Genomic DNA, 15,260 nt, shown 5'->3' on the forward strand with positions numbered 1-15,260 from the left:
CCCGGAGGTCCTTCGTGATCGGCGCCACGCGCGGTCGTGTAGGTTTCAGGTATCAAAATAGTTACGTAACCATTTTTGCTTGACACTGCTCAAACAGGCGGGTTACGGTAGCGAAATCGATTTCACGCATCCCGGGCGGGAAATCGACTGCATCGTCGCAATCAACTTGCTGCCCAAAGGAGTGAACAGTGAAGTCGAACCACGCACACCCGTCCCGCCGTGTCAGAGCGCTGCGGATCACCGGCATCGCCGCCGTCGCCGCGATCGCCCTCGCCGGCTGCTCCGGTGGGAGCGGCTCCGGCGACAGCGGAGAGGCGGCCGGCGGAGAGCTCACGTTCTCCAACTGGCAGTTCCTCGAAGACGGCAAGGGCCCGATCATCTGGGACGCCGTCAAGGGCTACACCGGCCCGAACGACGACATCGAGCTGACCAAGGTCGAGATCCCCTTCGCGAACTACGCCGACAAGCTCAGCACCGAGCTCGGCGCCGGCGGCGGTCCCGACGTCATGGTCCTGCAGGACAGCCAGTTCGCCTCGCTGGTGGATGCCGGTGTGCTCGAGCCCCTCGACGACATCGCCGACGAGCTCGGCGACAGCCTGAACAACACGAACGAGGCCGGCTACTTCCAGGACGGCCAGTACGGCTTCAACTGGGAGCGCCCGACCTACAACACCGTGATCTACAACAAGGACATCTTCGCCCAGCTCGGGCTCGAGGTGCCGACCACGTTCGACGAGTTCCTCACCACGGCCGAGACCATCAAGTCCGAGCTCGGCATCGCAGGGTGGGCCGGTCGCCACCAGACCGCAGAGATCGACGGCTGGACGCTCGAGATGGCGAACTGGATCTACGGTTTCGGCGGCGAGCTCAGTGACGGCAAGAAGCTGACGATCGACAAGGCCGAGAACGTCGAAGCGGTCGAGGCCTTCCTCAAGACCTTCGAGTCGGGTGTCGCACCCATCGGCGATGACGCGTCGACCTTCCGCGCGAAGTTCGGGCAGGGTCAGGTCGGCATGCTGTTCGAGAACTCGGGCGTCGCGACGACCATCACGAGCAACCCCGACAACGCTGTGAACGGCGAGAACATGGGCGCGGCTCCGCTGCCGCTCGCGAACGCCGGCTCGAACTCGCAGCTCATCATCGCCGTCAACGCGAACAGCGACAACGTCGAGGCCGCGAAGGACTTCGTCCGCTGGGTCCTCGGCGACGAGGGGCAGACCGCGATCCGCGCCGGCCTCGGGGCATCCGCCATGGCGACCGACGTCGAGCCTGACGCGGAGTTCCTCGCGAAGAACCCGTGGGCGACGCAGTTCCTCGAGGCGGCCAAGACCTCGAAGTCGACGCTCGTCGAGGGCTTCGAGACCGAGAGCAAGCCGATCTGGCGCGAGGTCCTCACCGCGGTCGAAGACCTCAGGGTCAACGGCGGCGACGTCAAGAGCAGGCTCGCCGAGGTGCAGAAGACCCTCGAAGCCGAACTCGGCTGAGCAGCAGCCCCGACAGTGCAGCCCTGACAGCGCAGCCCCGACAGCGCAGCCCCGACGCGCACCGGAGGGGCGGGACCACCCCCATCCCGCCCCTCGACCCCCACACCCGAAAGGACCTCAGCATGGCCACCAGCACACTCGAGGCGTCCCGCTCGACGCCTCGCGCTGCACCGCCGAAGCGGCCACGAGGCAGCGGAGCCGTCGGACGCTTCGTCGAGCGCAACGGCGCCTACCTCTTCCTGTTCCCGGCCATCGTGTACCTCGCGATCTTCACGGTGTTCCCGCTGATCCGCGGCCTGATGCTGTCGTTCACCGCGACCAAGCTGGTCAACCCGGCCGGCGGTCGAGGCGTCGGCGTCGAGAACTACGAGTACCTGCTCTCGAGCGACAAGTTCTGGACCTCGGTCGTCACGACCCTGCTCTACACGCTGTTCACGGTCGTGTTCTCGGTCGGCATCGGCACAGCGGGCGCGCTTCTGTTGAACACCGCCTTCAAGGGCCGAGGCATCATCCGCGCGATCGCCACGATCCCGTGGGCCGTGCCGACCGTGGCCGCCGCGCTCATCTTCGTGTGGATCTACAACAACGAGCAGGGCATCCTGAACCGCACGACCTCGGCGCTCGGGATGGGCCAGCACGGCTGGCTGGTCGACCCGCAGTACGGGCTGTTCGCGGTGACGCTCGCCACGGTGTGGAAGCTCACCCCGCTCGTGATGCTCGTCATGCTGAGCGCGCTGCAGAGCGTGCCGCAGGAGCTGCGCGAGGCGACCTGGGTCGACGGCGCGACGCGCTTCCAGTCCTTCCTCGCGGTCACGCTGCCGCACCTGATGCCGACGCTCCGCGTGATCACCCTGCTCATGACGATCTGGTCGATCCGCCGCTTCGAGATCATCTTCCTCATCACCGGCGGCGGCCCGCTCGACGTGACCAACACACTCGTCGTGAACGTCTACCGCACGGCCTTCCAGGACCAGAACCTCGGCAGGGCAGCCGCGATCGGGGCACTCGGGCTCGTGCTGTCGCTGCTCGTCACCGTCGTCTACTTCATCGTCGAGCAGATCCAGGAACGTCAGGAGAGCCAGCGATGACCACCATGCGCATCCCCACCGATCTGCCGCGTCGCCGCGGTGTCGGAGCCAAGTTCGGCAGCCTCGGCAAGGCCGTGCTCATCACGCTGCTCGTCGTCTTCGCCGGGTTCCCGGTGTACTGGATGCTGAGCACCTCGCTCGGCACCGAGGCGTCGCTCTACCGCGACGGGCAACCGCTGATCCCCGAGTTCCAGAACGTCGGGCAGTGGGGTGGATTCCTCTCCGACATCCCGATCTTCCGCTGGCTCGGCAACTCCTTCGTGATCGCGGCCGGCACCACCGTCCTCAGCCTCGTGCTGGCGACCATGGCCGCGTACGCGCTCAGCCGCTATCGCTTCCACGGCCGCGGCGTCGCCGGGTTCATCTTCTTCAGCACGCAGATGCTGCCCGAGGCACTCATCATCGTGCCGCTCTACGCGATCTTCGCCGGCGCCGGTCTGCTGAACAGCCACTGGGGACTGATCCTCGCCGACACCGCGTTCGTGATGCCCGTCGCGATGTTCATCATCAAGAGCGGCATCGACAAGATCCCCTACGAGATCGAGGAGGCGGCCCGGATCGACGGATGCTCCCGTGTGCGCATCCTCACGACGATCGTGCTGCCGCTCATCATGCCGAGCATCGCGGCCGCCTCGGTCATCGCGTTCTTCGACGGGTGGAACGAGTTCATGTTCGCGAACACCTTCATCTCGTCGTCCGACCTGTGGCCGGCATCCGTGGGACTGTCGTCGTTCCTCGGCCAGTTCTACACGCCCATGAACGTCGTGATGTTCTGTGCGCTGCTGTTCGCCCTTCCCGCGATCATCTTCTTCCTGTGGGCGCAGCGGGGCATCGTCTCCGGTCTCACCGCAGGATCCGTCAAGGGCTGAGCGCCCTGCAATCTGGAGTATCCACACATGCCTGAAGCACTCGATCCGCTCTTCTCCGTGCGGGACAAGGTCGTCGTCGTCACCGGCGGCTTCGGCCAGATCGGCGCGGAGTTCGTCCGCTCGCTGCACGAACGCGGCGCCCGCGTGGCCGTCACCTCCCGCAGCGAGGTGGCCGATCCGGCCGCCAGGCTCGGACTCGACGACCCCGAGGGACGCCTGCTCGCGGTCGAGATGGACATCACCGACCAGGCGAGTGTCGACGCCGGCTTCGACCGCGTCATGGCGACCTGGGGCGTGCCGACCGTCGTCGTGAACAACGCCGGGATCGACACGCAGCCGAGCGCCCCGCCAGAGGTCTCCGGCCCCTTCGAGGAGTTCCCCGTCGACGTGTTCCGCGAGGTCGTCGACACGAACCTCGTCGGCACCTTCCTCGTCACGCAGGCGGCCGGTCGACGGATGCGGGATGCCGGGCTCGGCGGTTCGATCGTGAATGTGGGCTCGATCTACGGCATGGTCTCACCGGTGCAGGACATCTACGCGTACAAGGCCGAGGACACCGGCATCCCGTTCATCAAGCCGGTCGCGTACTCGGCGGCGAAGTCCGGCCTGTACAACCTCACGCGATACTGCGCGACGTACTGGGGGCGCGCCGGCATCCGCGTCAACACCCTCACCCCGTCGGGTGTGCGTCGGGACACGCAGGACGCGAAGTTCCAGGCGAACTACATCGAGCGGATGCCGATCGGCCGCATGGCCGAGGCCGACGAGTACAACGGTGCCCTGGTGTTCCTCGCCTCCGACGCTTCGACGTACATGACCGGCTCGAACGTGGTCGTCGACGGAGGGTGGACCGCATGGTGAACGCGCTGCTCGGGGACCGCCTGTTCACGGCGGCCGTCACGCCGATGCACGCCGACGAGCGGATCGATCACGAGGCGCTGTCGGCGATGCTCGACAGCGACATCCGCCGCGGAGTCGAAGGGCTCTACGTGTGCGGCTCGTCGGGGGAGGGCGTGCTCCTCTCGGAGGCTGAGCGCATCGCCGTCGCCGAGACCGCGGTGACCGCAGCGGCCGGTCGCGTGCCTGTCGTCTCGCACGTCGGTGCGATGTCGACGGGCGAAGCGATCCGCATCGCCGAAGCCGCGAAGGATGCCGGTGTCGCGGCGATCTCGATGATCCCGCCGCTGTACTACGGCTATTCGACGCCCGATGTGGTGCGGCACTTCCGCAGCGTGATCGACGCGGTCGACCTGCCGTTCGTGCTCTACAACATCCCGCAGTTCACCGGTCGCGACATCTCGGAGGGCGGCTTCGACGAGCTGCTCGCCCTGCCGCAGGTGGTCGGCGTGAAGCACACCTCGCGCAACCTCTACGGTGCGGAGCGCATCCTCAGCCGATACCCGCACCTGTCGCTCGTGAACGGCTTCGACGAGTTCTACCTGCCGGCGCTGTCGATCGGCGCACGCGGCGCGATCGGCACCACCGTCAGTCTGCAGATCGAGCTGTTCCGGTCGCTTCGCCGGCGCTTCGACGCAGGCGACCTCGCTGGAGCGCGCGCCGTCCAGGTGCGCATCAACGACACGGTCGAGGGCATGGTCGAGGTCGGGGTGTTCGGTGCCGCGAAATACCTCGGCGGCAAGAACTCCGTGCCGCTCGGTGCGTGCCGCGCACCGCTGCCGTCGCTCGACGACGCAGGGCGCGCGCGCCTCGACTCGGTGCATGAGCGACTGCAGGAGCACATCGCCGCGACGGCGGAGGAGGACGCACGGATCGCTTGACCGGGACTCGCTCGGCGCTGCGCCGGGGGTGCGTCAGCTCGCGTCGAGGCGCGATTCCCACGTCCAGGCGGCGTCCGGGGCTGTCGAGATGCGGGCGGTGCTCGCCTGGATCTCGCGGACGTACGCTGGCACGGAGATCGGGATCGGCGCGCTGAACACGCTCTGCGCGGTCAGCCGGGTGTCGAGGGACTCGACGGCTCCGGCGACGGTGGTGAAGACCTCCGCCAGGAGTTCGACGGCGGCGATCGTGGTCAGCGTGATGCTGCCACTGCCGTGGCCGCTGAGGACGTCGCCGGTCGACGACTCGGCTGACGTCGAGAGCTCCCATCGGGCGTCGGTGAGTCGATTGTGCAGGGAGACCAGCGGGCGAAGGCGGTCGGCGATGTCGGCCTGCGCCTCGGCGCTGAGGATGTCTTTGAGATCCGTCCGGGCGAACACGTCGAGTCGTCGCCAGAGCGGCTGATTCGCCTGCGTCGGCGTGCCGGTGAGGGCGATGATGCTGCCGAGCGAGTTCTTGATCCGCGTCGCCGAGGAGGTGACGGTCTCCCGTGCTCGCATCAGCCGTGCGTCGGGGCCGCCCGGTGCTGCGTGCGACTCCGATTCCATGGTTCCAGCATGTCAGATCCGACGCCCGCCGGTGCTCTCACTCGGAGACGGCGGACACGGCTGGTGCGTCCCGAGTGGTCGGGCAGGATGTAATCGATTTCAGATCAGACCTTCTCGGGCCGGTGCGTGCGCGATACTGTTGCTTCACATCCGGCCGGACCGGAGAGGCAGTGAGGGTGCATGGCTACGATCTACGACGTCGCAGAGCTCGCCGGTGTATCCCCGGCGACGGTATCGCGCGTCTTCAACGGCACGAGCGTGTCGGAGGAGAAGGTCGCCGCCGTCCGGCTCGCGGCCGAGAAGCTGAGCTTCACGCCGAACCGGACGGCGCGGACGCTTCGTCGTCAGAGCTCTGAGGTCATCGCCCTCGTCATCCCCGACATCGAGAACCCGTACTTCACCGAGATGGCCCGCGGCGTCGAGGACGTCGCATCGGAGGCCGGGTATTCCGTCGTGCTCTGCAACACGGATGCGCAGCTCGAGAAGGAGGCGACGTACCTGCGGATCGCGATCGCCGAGCACATGTCGGGCATCATCATCGCGACCGCCGATGAGCAGTCCGATCTCAGCAGCATCCTGGCGACCGGTCGCCCCGTCGTCGCCGTCGACCGCGGCACGACCTACGACATCGACGGCGTCGTGATGGCCAACCGCGCTGCCGGTACTTCGGCGACGAAGGACCTGATCAACGCCGGTTACCGCCGCATCGCCTACATCGGCGGCCCCGAGCACATCGACACCGCGGCAGAGCGCGCGGCCGGGTGGCGGGCCGCGCTCTCCGCCGCGAACCCCGATCTCGAGCTCGACGAGCTGATGCGGTTCACCACCTTCCGCGTCGACGGCGGTCGTGCCGCGATGGAGGAGCTGCTGGCGCTGCCGGAGCCCCCTGACGCGGTGGTCGCGGGAAACAATCTCATCGGGGTCGGCGCGATCCAGGTGCTGACCGAGCACGGACTCACGCCACCGGAGGTCGGCGTCGCCGTGATCGGCTCCCTGCCCTTCACGACGCTGTCGCCGACCGCGGTCACCGTCGTGCGGCTGCCCGCCCGGCACATGGGCGTGACGGCGGCTCGCATGCTGCTGGAGCGCATCGCCGGAGACGATCAGCCGGCCCGTACGGTCGTGCTGCGCAACGAGGTCCGGCCGGCGAGCCCGAGGAGCTGAGCCGCAGCAGGAGTGCGGAGTCGCTGCCGCTTGCGTCATGAAATCGATTTCGCGTACAGTGTCGACAGGTTTCGGATTCTGCGGTTCGGGTTTCAAGGAGGACGCCATGCGCTGCACCCTCGGGGTGGATATCGGCACATCCAGCAGCAAGGGCGTGCTGGTCGATGCCGACGGCGCGATCCTGCGCTCCGCGACCAGGGCGCACGACGTGGATCGGCCGCACAGCGGCTGGGTCGAGATGGATGCCCGGATCTGGTGGGACGAGTTCGTCGAGATCGCGCGGGAGCTGCTCGCGGCTGTCCCTGACGCCGAGATCGTCGGCGTCGGCGTCAGCGGGATGGGCCCGTGCGTGGTGCTCGCGGACGAGCACGACGAGCCGGTGCGGCCGGCCATCCTCTACGGCGTCGACACCCGGTCCACCGCGCAGATCCGGCGGATCACCGAGGAGCTCGGCGTCGACGAGATCACCCGCGTCGGCGGCTCGACCCTCACGTCGCAGGCCGGCGGTCCGAAGATCGCGTGGGTCGCCGAGGAGGAGCCAGAGGCGTGGGCGCTCGCCAGCCGCCTGTTCATGCCGGCCTCCTGGCTCGCCCGCAAGCTCACCGGTGTCTACGTGCTCGACCACCAGTCCGCGAGCCAGGTCTCGCCGCTCTACGACATCGAGCAGGAGCGCTGGCACGACCCATGGTGGGCGCGGTACGCCGAGCACATCGAGCAGCCGCCGCTCGCATGGGCAGGCGACGTCGCCGGACACGTGACGGCGGAGGCGGCATCCGCCACCGGCATCCCGGTCGGGACTCCCGTCATCACCGGCACGATCGACGCCTGGACCGAGGCGGTCAGCGTCGGGGCGCACGAGGTCGGCGACCTCATGCTGATGTACGGCACGACCATGTTCCTGGTGGCCACCGGCGAGGAGACGCTGCGCACCCCGTCGATGTGGACGACCGCCGGCGCCTTCGCCGGCACCCGCAACCTCGCCGGCGGCCTCTCGACCTCCGGCGCGCTCACGGCGTGGCTGAAGGGCCTGACCGGCGCTGACTACCCGCAGCTGCTCGCGGAGGCGGCCGAGTCTGGGCCAGGCGCGAACGGCCTGCTCGTGCTCCCGTACTTCGCTGGGGAGCGGACCCCGATCCAGGACCCGGATGCGCGCGGTGTGATCGCCGGCCTCACCCTCGAGCACTCGCGAGGCGACCTGTATCGCGCGGCGCTCGAGGCCACGGCGCTCGGCGTCCGACACAACGTCGAGACCATGCGGGCCGCCGGCGCGGACATCCGTCGCATCGTCGCGGTGGGCGGCGGCACCCAGGGGCAGCTGTGGCTGCAGGTCGTGTCCGACGTCACCGGGCTCATGCAGGAGGTGCCGGAGACGACGATCGGCGCGAGCTACGGCGCCGCGTTCCTCGCCGCGACCGCGACTGCCGGATCGGATGCCGCGCCGGCCATCACCGACTGGAACCCGATCGCGCAGCGCATCCGGCCGGACGAGTCGCTGCGCCCCCGCTACGACACGCTCTTCGACCGCTACGTGCGGCTGTATGACGGCTCGAAGGACGTCGTGCACGAACTCGCGGCGGCGCAGCGCGTCCCGCTCACCCAGACCCCAACCCCGGAGGCATCATGACCACCTACACCCTGCCGAACCCGGCATCCCGTCCGGCATCCACGCCGAAGACCGCGTACCTGATCGCCTCCGGCGACCTGCGCGAGGCCGCCAACACCGGCGGCTGGCCCGTGCAGGTCGAGCTGGAAGCGGGGGTCACCGGTGTGTTCAACGAGCTCGGCTGGACCGTCATCCGCGCCAACGAGGTCGACCCCGAGACCGGGCACGGCTTCATCTCGAGCCAGCGCATGGGCCTGGAAGTCTTCAAGAACATCCCGACGGATGCTCCGCTCATCGTCGCCGAGGCCGTGTGGCAGTACTCGCACCACGTGCTCGCCGGTCTGCGGACGCACGAGGGGCCGATCCTGACGGTCGCGAACTTCGCGGGTGACTGGCCTGGACTCGTCGGCCTCCTCGGCCTGAACGCGGGTCTGACGAAGATGGACAAGCCCTACGCCTCGATCTGGTCGGTCGACTTCAGCGACGACTGGTTCAAGAACGGCATCAAGGAGTGGACCGAGACCGGTTCGATCACGCACGATGCCTCGCACGTGCGGGCGCTGCCGGAGCTGCCGGACAGCCCGGAGAAGGCGCTGGGCGAGGCGCTCGCCGCCGAGCTGCTCGCCGAGAAGGCCATCATCGGCGTCTTCGACGAGGGCTGCATGGGCATGTACAACGCGATCTTCGACGACGAGCTGCTCAACAAGACAGGCATCTACAAGGAGCGGCTGTCGCAGTCGGCTCTGTACGCCGAGATGCTGAACGTCGGCGAGGACGAGGCGGATGCCGCATACGACTGGCTGATCGACGCCGGCATGACCTTCCAGTACGGCGAGGATGCAGCGACCGAGCTCACCCGCGAGCAGGTGCAGTGGCAGCTGAAGATGTACATCGCCGCGCTCCGCATCGCCGACGACTTCGGGCTCGACGCGGTGGGCATCCAGTATCAGCAGGGCCTGAAGGATCTGGTGCCGGCATCCGACCTCGCCGAGGGCATCCTGAACTCCACCGAGCGCCCGCCGGTGACCTCGCGCGACGGCTCGCGCGTGCTGCACGAGGGCCGCGCGTTCCCGCACTTCAACGAGGCCGACGAGGGCGTCGCTGTCGACGCGCTCGTGACCGACCGTGTGTGGCGCGCGATGGGTCTCGTGCCGGACAACACATTGCACGACGTGCGCTGGGGCGAGGACTTCGACGGCCAGTTCGTGTGGGTCTACGAGATCTCGGGCTCGGTGCCCGCCTCGCACCTCGGCGGATGGCAGAACGCGGAGGGCTGGCGTCAGGGTCACGTGTTCTTCCCGGCGGGCGGTGCGACGATCAACGGCGTCTCGAAGCCGGGCGAGCTGGTGCTGTCGCGGGTGTTCATCGCCGACGGCATCCTGCAGGCCGACATCTTCCGCGCATCGGTCGTCGAGCTGCCGGCCGAGGAGACCAAGCGCCGCAAGGACGCCACGAACCCGGAGTGGCCGATCGCGCACGTCGTGCTGCACGGCATCTCGCGCGACCAGTTCATGGCCCGTCACAAGGCCAACCACGCGCAGACGGTCTACGCGCCCGACGCCGAGACCGCTGACAAGGCGCTGATCGCCAAGGCCGCGATGTTCGCCGGCATGGGCATCAAGGTCAACCTGGTCGGAGACGTCGCGGTCTGAGCTGAGCGGTCTGCATGACAGCGGGGACGGATGCTATCGGCATCCGTCCCCGCTGATCGTCTGGGCCGAACGGCGACTGCGAGCGCCGGAAGCGCGTCGCGAGGTTCATCAGCTCCGTGTCGAGCTCTTCCGATCCGGTGCAGCAGGAGTGGTCCGAACGGATCGCTACAGTGAGGGGATGCCCCCGGCCAAGCGCGTGACGATCACCGATATCGCGCGCCTCGCCGGTGTCTCACCCGGTGCCGTGTCGTTCGCGCTCAACGGCCGCCCGGGGGTGAGCGACGAGACTCGGCAGCGCATCCTCGCGGTCGCCGCCGAGCACGACTGGCTGCCGAGCTCGACGGCCAGGGCGCTGACCGGCGCGCGCGCCGGCGTCATCGGCTTCGCCGTGAACCGCCCGGCCCGCACGCTCGGCGCCGAGGCCTTCTTCACCGACCTCATCGCAGGAGTGCAGTCCGCGCTCGCGCCCCATCGCACCGCACTGCAGACCGCCCTCGTCGACTCGGTCGACGAGGAGCTTGCCACCTACCGCCGTTGGTGCAGCGCGCATCAGGTCGACGGTGTCATCGTGATCGATCCGCGCAACGACGACCCGCGACTCCCGGCGCTGCGTGCACTGGGCCTGCCTGCGATCGTCATCGGCAGCGTCGCCTCCCTGCCCGGCGACCCGGCCACGCTCTGGATCGACGACCGCCGCGTCGCCGGCACCCTGTTCGCGCACCTGATCGAACGCGGGCACCGCGACATCGCCTATATCGCCGGCCCTGCGGAGTTCCAGCACACGACGCTGCGTGCAGAGGTGCTCACAAGGATGGCCACCCGGGTGCAGGTCGTCGCGACGGACTCGTCGCCGGCCGCGGCATCCGCTGCGCTTCGCGAACTGCTCGACCGTCCAGCGCCACCGACCGCCGTCGTGTTCGACAACGACGTGATGGCGATCGCCGGACTCCGTGCCGCGCAGGAGCGAGGCATCCCGGTGCCGGCCGACCTGTCGATCGCATCGTTCGACGACTCCGTGGTCGCCGCCCTCGTGCATCCGTCGATCACCTGCATGACGCGAGACACCTTCGGCCTCGGGGCGGACGCCGCGACGTTCCTGCTCGAGCAGATCGACGCGCCGGACGTGCTCTCCGATAGAGCCGCCGCCGTGCCGACGCTGACGGCGCGCGACAGCACGGCCTCGCTCAGCTAGACGGACGCCTGCTAGACCGCCCGGTGCTCGACGACCGTGTTCTGCGAGGCGTATGTCCAAGGTTCGACCACCGGACGCACCAGCTCGGTGATGCCGCGCGCAGCGAGCACTGCCGGGTCGTCCGCATCCCGCGACGTCACGAACGCGGGGTCCGCTCCTGCCTCGCACGCGTCGACCCAGGCCTGGAAGATCGTGCCGCCAGGGCTCATCGCTCCTCGGCTGACCGGCGTCTCGGCCTCGTCGACCTCGACCACGATGCCGAGCGTACGGGCGGGCGCAGGCCGCCGCTCGCGAAGCTCGGGGATGAGCTCGGCGAAGCGGCGTCCGATCGGCTTGGCCTCGCCGTTCTGGTCGACGAGACCGAGCGTGTACTCGAGCTCGGGGAAGTCGGCGAGGCTGCGGCTCACGTCGTGCGAGCACCACCAGGTGACGCCCCACAGGTTGTCGGTGCGCACGACCGAACGCAGCGTCGCCTCGAGGAAGTCAGGGGTCTGCTCCGGCGTGAGGCAGTTCGAGGGGGCACCGACCTCCTGCAGCCAGATCGGCTTGGCCGGGTCGGTCGCGAATGCCCGCGCCAGCTCGATCATGTACTCGGCATGACGATCGGATGCCACGGAGCGCCCGCCGTACTTCTGGGCGGTGCCGTTGAAGATCCAGGAGTGCACGGTCGTGATGTCGCCGAGGCGCGAGGCCAGGGCGGGCGTGAACCCGTGGCCGTCCATGTACCAGGCGGCGTCGTACTCGCTGTGCACGTGCTGCTGCGCCGGGGCGGAGGCGTGCGCGGCGTCGAGCAGCGTGGTGATCCAGTTCGCGGCATCCGCCTCGGTGACCGGCCAGGGGGAGGGGTGCGTCTGCGCCGAGAACTGGTTCGTCTCGTTGCCCAGCGTGAAGCCGAGGAAGTTCGAGGCATCGCCGAGGCGCTCGCCGAGACGGGTGACCAGCTCGGCCTGACCGCTCAGGGCGTCCGGGTGCGTGAACATGTTCTTGTCGTGCCAGGTGAACAGCCACGAGGGGATGAAGTCGAAGCTCGACAGGTGCCCCTGGATCACGTCGACGCTCGCGTCGAGGCCGAACTCGGCGGCGACGTCGACCACGGCGCGCACGTCGTCGACGGCCTCGGCGCGGATCAGCGTGCGGTTCGGCTGCAGCACCGTCCACAGCGGGAAGATGCGCAGGTGGTCGAGGCCGAGTTCTGCGAGGGCGGCGAAGTCGCGGCGCACCTCGTCGAGGTCGAGCTTCATCCACGCGTGCATCCACTGCGATCGCGGCGTGTAGTTGGCGCCGAAGCGCAGCGGGGCGGGGGTGGTCATCGGGGATCCCTTCCGGTGAGTTGCGCCCACTATACCGGTTTAGCTCGGGTGGGTCGTCGGTCCGTCGGCGGCGCGGAACGCCTGGAAATCGGCGAGCGAGATCACGGCGTAGGCGCGCGCCCACTCGAGCAGCGCCTGCCCGACGACCCGCCCGCTGCCGAGGTAGCCGGCGACCACGGATGCCGTGACGGACTGGCTGTGCGCGCGGGCGATCGTCGCGGCGCAGGCCTGCGCGTAGGTGACGAAGGGCCCGTCCTCGAGCTCCTCGACCTCGATGCTCCCCTTCATGTCGTGGAACTGCCGCACGTAGTAGTCGGCCTCCGGTCCGCGCAGGTGGCCGAGGAACGGATCCGAGAGCGCCTGCAGGATGCGCTGCATCGAGACGACCCGCGCGCCCTCACCGGAGGCCTCGATCAGCGCCTGCAACGCCGCCGGCTGCTCGATCCCGCCGTACTCGACCAGGACGCTGCGTGACGCCTGCTTGGGCTGCATCAGGACGGTGCTGCCCTCGCCGTCCTGGAAGAGCACCAGGTAGCAGCGAGTGCCCACGCTGCCGACCCCGACCACACGGCGCGCGACGTCGCTCACCGCGAAGTGCTCGAAGAGCAGCGCGATGTCGGGGGTCGCTGTGCGTCGATACTGCGCCACCAGGTCGTGCACGCGGTCGAGCACGTCGGGGCCGGCCGGAGTCATGGTCGGCGCCTCGTGGCGGAAGCGGCGGCGTCCTGCGCCATCCTCCTCCGTGAGCCGCAGCACCGCGCGCTCACCGGTGCGACGCTGTGCCTGCCTGACAGCGTTGCGGGTCGCCTTCTGCGAGGCCTTGTCGAGCATGCTCCGCGAGGACTCCACATCGAAGTGCGTGAAGTACCGAGCGGTCGGGCTGAGGGAGGTGGCCCGCTCGATGCCTCGCGCGTAGGCGGCGACCGCTGCGAGCACGGCCTCGTTGATCACGGCATCCGTTCTGCCTGATGCCTGCCCGCCGACGACGATGCTCGCGACGAGTCGCTTGACGTCCCACTCCCAGGGCGCCCATGCGGCTTCATCGAAGTCGTTGAGGTCGAACAGCAGGCTGCGCTGCGCTGACGCGTAGAAGCCGAAGTTCGACACATGGGCATCGCCGCAGGACGCGACCAGGATGCCGCTGTGCGGGGCATCCGCGAGGTCGGCGGCCATGAGCGCCGCTGTTCCTCGATAGAACGCGAACGGGCTCGCCGACATGCGCTCGGTGCGCAGCGGGACCAGCTCGGGGATGCGGTCGCGGTTCTGCGCGTCGAGGATGCCGAGCGGATCGCGTCGACCGGTGGGGAGTTCGGCGAGCGCGCGGCGAGGCGTGCGCTTGCGGGCGGCGACGCCGCGGTCGAGGAGGGCGCGGCGCGAGGCCGGCGGAGTCCACTCGTGCATGGGGTCATTGTGGCAGGCGGGCGCGGGGGAGACGATGGGTGCATGGCGACCATCGATGACGTGCGCGAGATCGCACTCGCCCTGCCCGAGGTCGAGGAGCGAGCGAACGGGCACACGGGAGATCCGGCGTGGCGGGTCACGAGCGGGCAGTTCGCAGGCGTGCGCGGTCCGCGAGCGACGGATCTGCGACAGCTGGCCGAACTCGGACGGGAGTGGCCGGACGGCGAGGTGATCGCGGTGCGCGTCGGAACTCTGGAGGAGAAGGACGAGCTGCTCGCGGCATCCCCGGAGATCTGCTTCACGATCCCGCACTTCGACGGCTACCCCGGGCTGCTCGTGCGGCTGGATGCGGTCGACCGGGATCGGCTCGAGGAGATCATCACGGATGCCTGGCTGACTCGGGCGCCGGCGAAGGTCGCTCGGGCCTGGCTCGCCGAACGCGGGCTCGAGTGAGTGGCGCGCGGTCCTGACTCAGGCGGGCGGCAGCCGCAGCACGTCGGGGGATTCGCCGCCGGTGAGGTCATCGGCGATGCGGATGCTGCGCGCGAGATCGTCGAGTGCGCCGGTCAGCACGCCGAAGCGCTCACGGTCGCTGCACATCGCGGTGAGCGTCACGAGGTGCGTGCCGGTGTCCCAGGTGTAGGTCGCGAACGGGGGAGCGGTCGGCGTCGACGGGATCGGCACGAGCAGCTTCTCGCCCACGCCGAGACGTGTCGGGAACGACACCGTGTCGTCGTACTCCATCGGCATCGATGCCCGGGCGATACGGATGTCCGGCGTGAGCTGCTGCGCGGTCGCCATCGCCACGATCAGCTCCGGCTCCGCCTTCCACGTCCACACCAGCACGCGGCCGTCCGCCTGCTTCATCATGAACGGCGCCGCCTGGCTCATCGCCCACGCACCGAATCGCGAGCCGGGGCGCTCGGTGGCGCCCAGGGCGGTGTTCGCCTGCCCCAGCAGCATCCGGATCGCCGCCTTGCGGTGGCGTCGCCCTCGCCAGCCCAGCGAGTCCGTCACGGGGATCCACAGCGCTGGATCGGCGTCGGCAGTCAGTCGCATGACTCAACGGTACGGGTTCCGGCTGGGGGATGCCGGAGTGAGGCGAAGTGATGG

14 protein-coding genes are annotated in these 15,260 nt (G+C 68.9%); 10 read left to right on the forward strand and 4 right to left on the reverse strand.

Annotation, left to right across the window (positions count from 1 at the left end; all coding sequences use genetic code 11):
• Positions 1–188 precede the first annotated feature (188 nt).
• The 5 genes from V7Z82_RS16200 to V7Z82_RS16220 all read left to right on the forward strand — a co-directional run bounded on the left by V7Z82_RS16200 (position 189) and on the right by V7Z82_RS16220 (position 5,219).
• On the forward strand, positions 189–1,484 hold the full coding sequence (locus V7Z82_RS16200) for an ABC transporter substrate-binding protein (protein WP_334152700.1): 1,296 nt from the start codon (positions 189–191) through the stop codon (positions 1,482–1,484).
• Positions 1,485–1,606: 122 nt separating this feature from the next.
• Positions 1,607–2,572 carry a carbohydrate ABC transporter permease gene (locus V7Z82_RS16205; RefSeq protein ID WP_334152702.1) on the forward strand — a complete coding sequence of 322 codons (966 nt, stop codon included), beginning with the start codon at positions 1,607–1,609 and terminating at the stop codon, positions 2,570–2,572.
• On the forward strand, positions 2,569–3,441 hold the full coding sequence (locus V7Z82_RS16210) for a carbohydrate ABC transporter permease (RefSeq protein ID WP_334152704.1): 873 nt from the start codon (positions 2,569–2,571) through the stop codon (positions 3,439–3,441). The genes V7Z82_RS16205 and V7Z82_RS16210 overlap by 4 nt, the downstream gene beginning before the upstream one ends.
• Before the next feature lie 27 nt (positions 3,442–3,468).
• Positions 3,469–4,302: an SDR family oxidoreductase gene (locus tag V7Z82_RS16215; RefSeq protein WP_334152706.1), complete on the forward strand. Its 834-nt coding sequence runs from the start codon at positions 3,469–3,471 to the stop codon at positions 4,300–4,302.
• On the forward strand, positions 4,296–5,219 hold the full coding sequence (locus V7Z82_RS16220) for a dihydrodipicolinate synthase family protein (RefSeq protein WP_334152708.1): 924 nt from the start codon (positions 4,296–4,298) through the stop codon (positions 5,217–5,219). The genes V7Z82_RS16215 and V7Z82_RS16220 overlap by 7 nt, the downstream gene beginning before the upstream one ends.
• 33 nt (positions 5,220–5,252) lie before the next feature.
• Here V7Z82_RS16220 and V7Z82_RS16225 read toward each other — a convergent pair whose 3' ends face one another.
• Positions 5,253–5,825, reverse strand: coding sequence for a hypothetical protein (locus tag V7Z82_RS16225; RefSeq protein ID WP_334152709.1), 573 nt, complete (start codon positions 5,823–5,825; stop codon positions 5,253–5,255).
• Positions 5,826–6,005: 180 nt separating this feature from the next.
• Here V7Z82_RS16225 and V7Z82_RS16230 point away from each other — a divergent pair, with 180 nt between their 5' ends.
• The 4 genes from V7Z82_RS16230 (at position 6,006) to V7Z82_RS16245 (ending at position 11,436) form a co-directional block, all read left to right on the forward strand.
• A complete protein-coding gene (locus tag V7Z82_RS16230; protein WP_334152711.1) occupies positions 6,006–6,989 on the forward strand; it encodes a LacI family DNA-binding transcriptional regulator in 984 nt (327 codons plus the stop codon).
• A gap of 106 nt (positions 6,990–7,095) precedes the next feature.
• Positions 7,096–8,613, forward strand: a complete 1,518-nt coding sequence (locus V7Z82_RS16235; RefSeq protein ID WP_334152714.1) for an FGGY-family carbohydrate kinase — start codon at positions 7,096–7,098, stop codon at positions 8,611–8,613.
• Positions 8,610–10,244 carry a fucose isomerase gene (locus V7Z82_RS16240; RefSeq protein WP_334152716.1) on the forward strand — a complete coding sequence of 545 codons (1,635 nt, stop codon included), beginning with the start codon at positions 8,610–8,612 and terminating at the stop codon, positions 10,242–10,244. Before V7Z82_RS16235 ends, V7Z82_RS16240 begins: the two co-directional genes overlap by 4 nt.
• Before the next feature lie 178 nt (positions 10,245–10,422).
• Positions 10,423–11,436, forward strand: a complete 1,014-nt coding sequence (locus V7Z82_RS16245; RefSeq protein WP_334152718.1) for a LacI family DNA-binding transcriptional regulator — start codon at positions 10,423–10,425, stop codon at positions 11,434–11,436.
• A gap of 11 nt (positions 11,437–11,447) precedes the next feature.
• Here the strand turns inward: V7Z82_RS16245 and V7Z82_RS16250 are convergent, their stop codons facing one another.
• Both V7Z82_RS16250 and V7Z82_RS16255 read right to left on the reverse strand, forming a co-directional pair.
• Positions 11,448–12,746 carry a glycoside hydrolase 5 family protein gene (locus V7Z82_RS16250; protein WP_334152720.1) on the reverse strand — a complete coding sequence of 433 codons (1,299 nt, stop codon included), beginning with the start codon at positions 12,744–12,746 and terminating at the stop codon, positions 11,448–11,450.
• A gap of 39 nt (positions 12,747–12,785) precedes the next feature.
• Positions 12,786–14,147 (reverse strand): DUF2252 domain-containing protein, encoded by a 1,362-nt coding sequence (locus tag V7Z82_RS16255; protein WP_334152721.1) that lies wholly within the window; start codon positions 14,145–14,147, stop codon positions 12,786–12,788.
• Between the two features lie 42 nt (positions 14,148–14,189).
• Between V7Z82_RS16255 and V7Z82_RS16260 the strand changes: the two genes are divergently transcribed.
• Positions 14,190–14,600 carry an MmcQ/YjbR family DNA-binding protein gene (locus V7Z82_RS16260; protein WP_334152722.1) on the forward strand — a complete coding sequence of 137 codons (411 nt, stop codon included), beginning with the start codon at positions 14,190–14,192 and terminating at the stop codon, positions 14,598–14,600.
• 18 nt (positions 14,601–14,618) lie between these two features.
• Here V7Z82_RS16260 and V7Z82_RS16265 read toward each other — a convergent pair whose 3' ends face one another.
• Positions 14,619–15,206, reverse strand: coding sequence for a hypothetical protein (locus V7Z82_RS16265; RefSeq protein WP_334152724.1), 588 nt, complete (start codon positions 15,204–15,206; stop codon positions 14,619–14,621).
• Between the last annotated feature and the right edge of the window lie 54 nt (positions 15,207–15,260).

The organism is Microbacterium sp. (genome assembly GCF_036823965.1).
Lineage (GTDB): Bacteria > Actinomycetota > Actinomycetes > Actinomycetales > Microbacteriaceae > Microbacterium.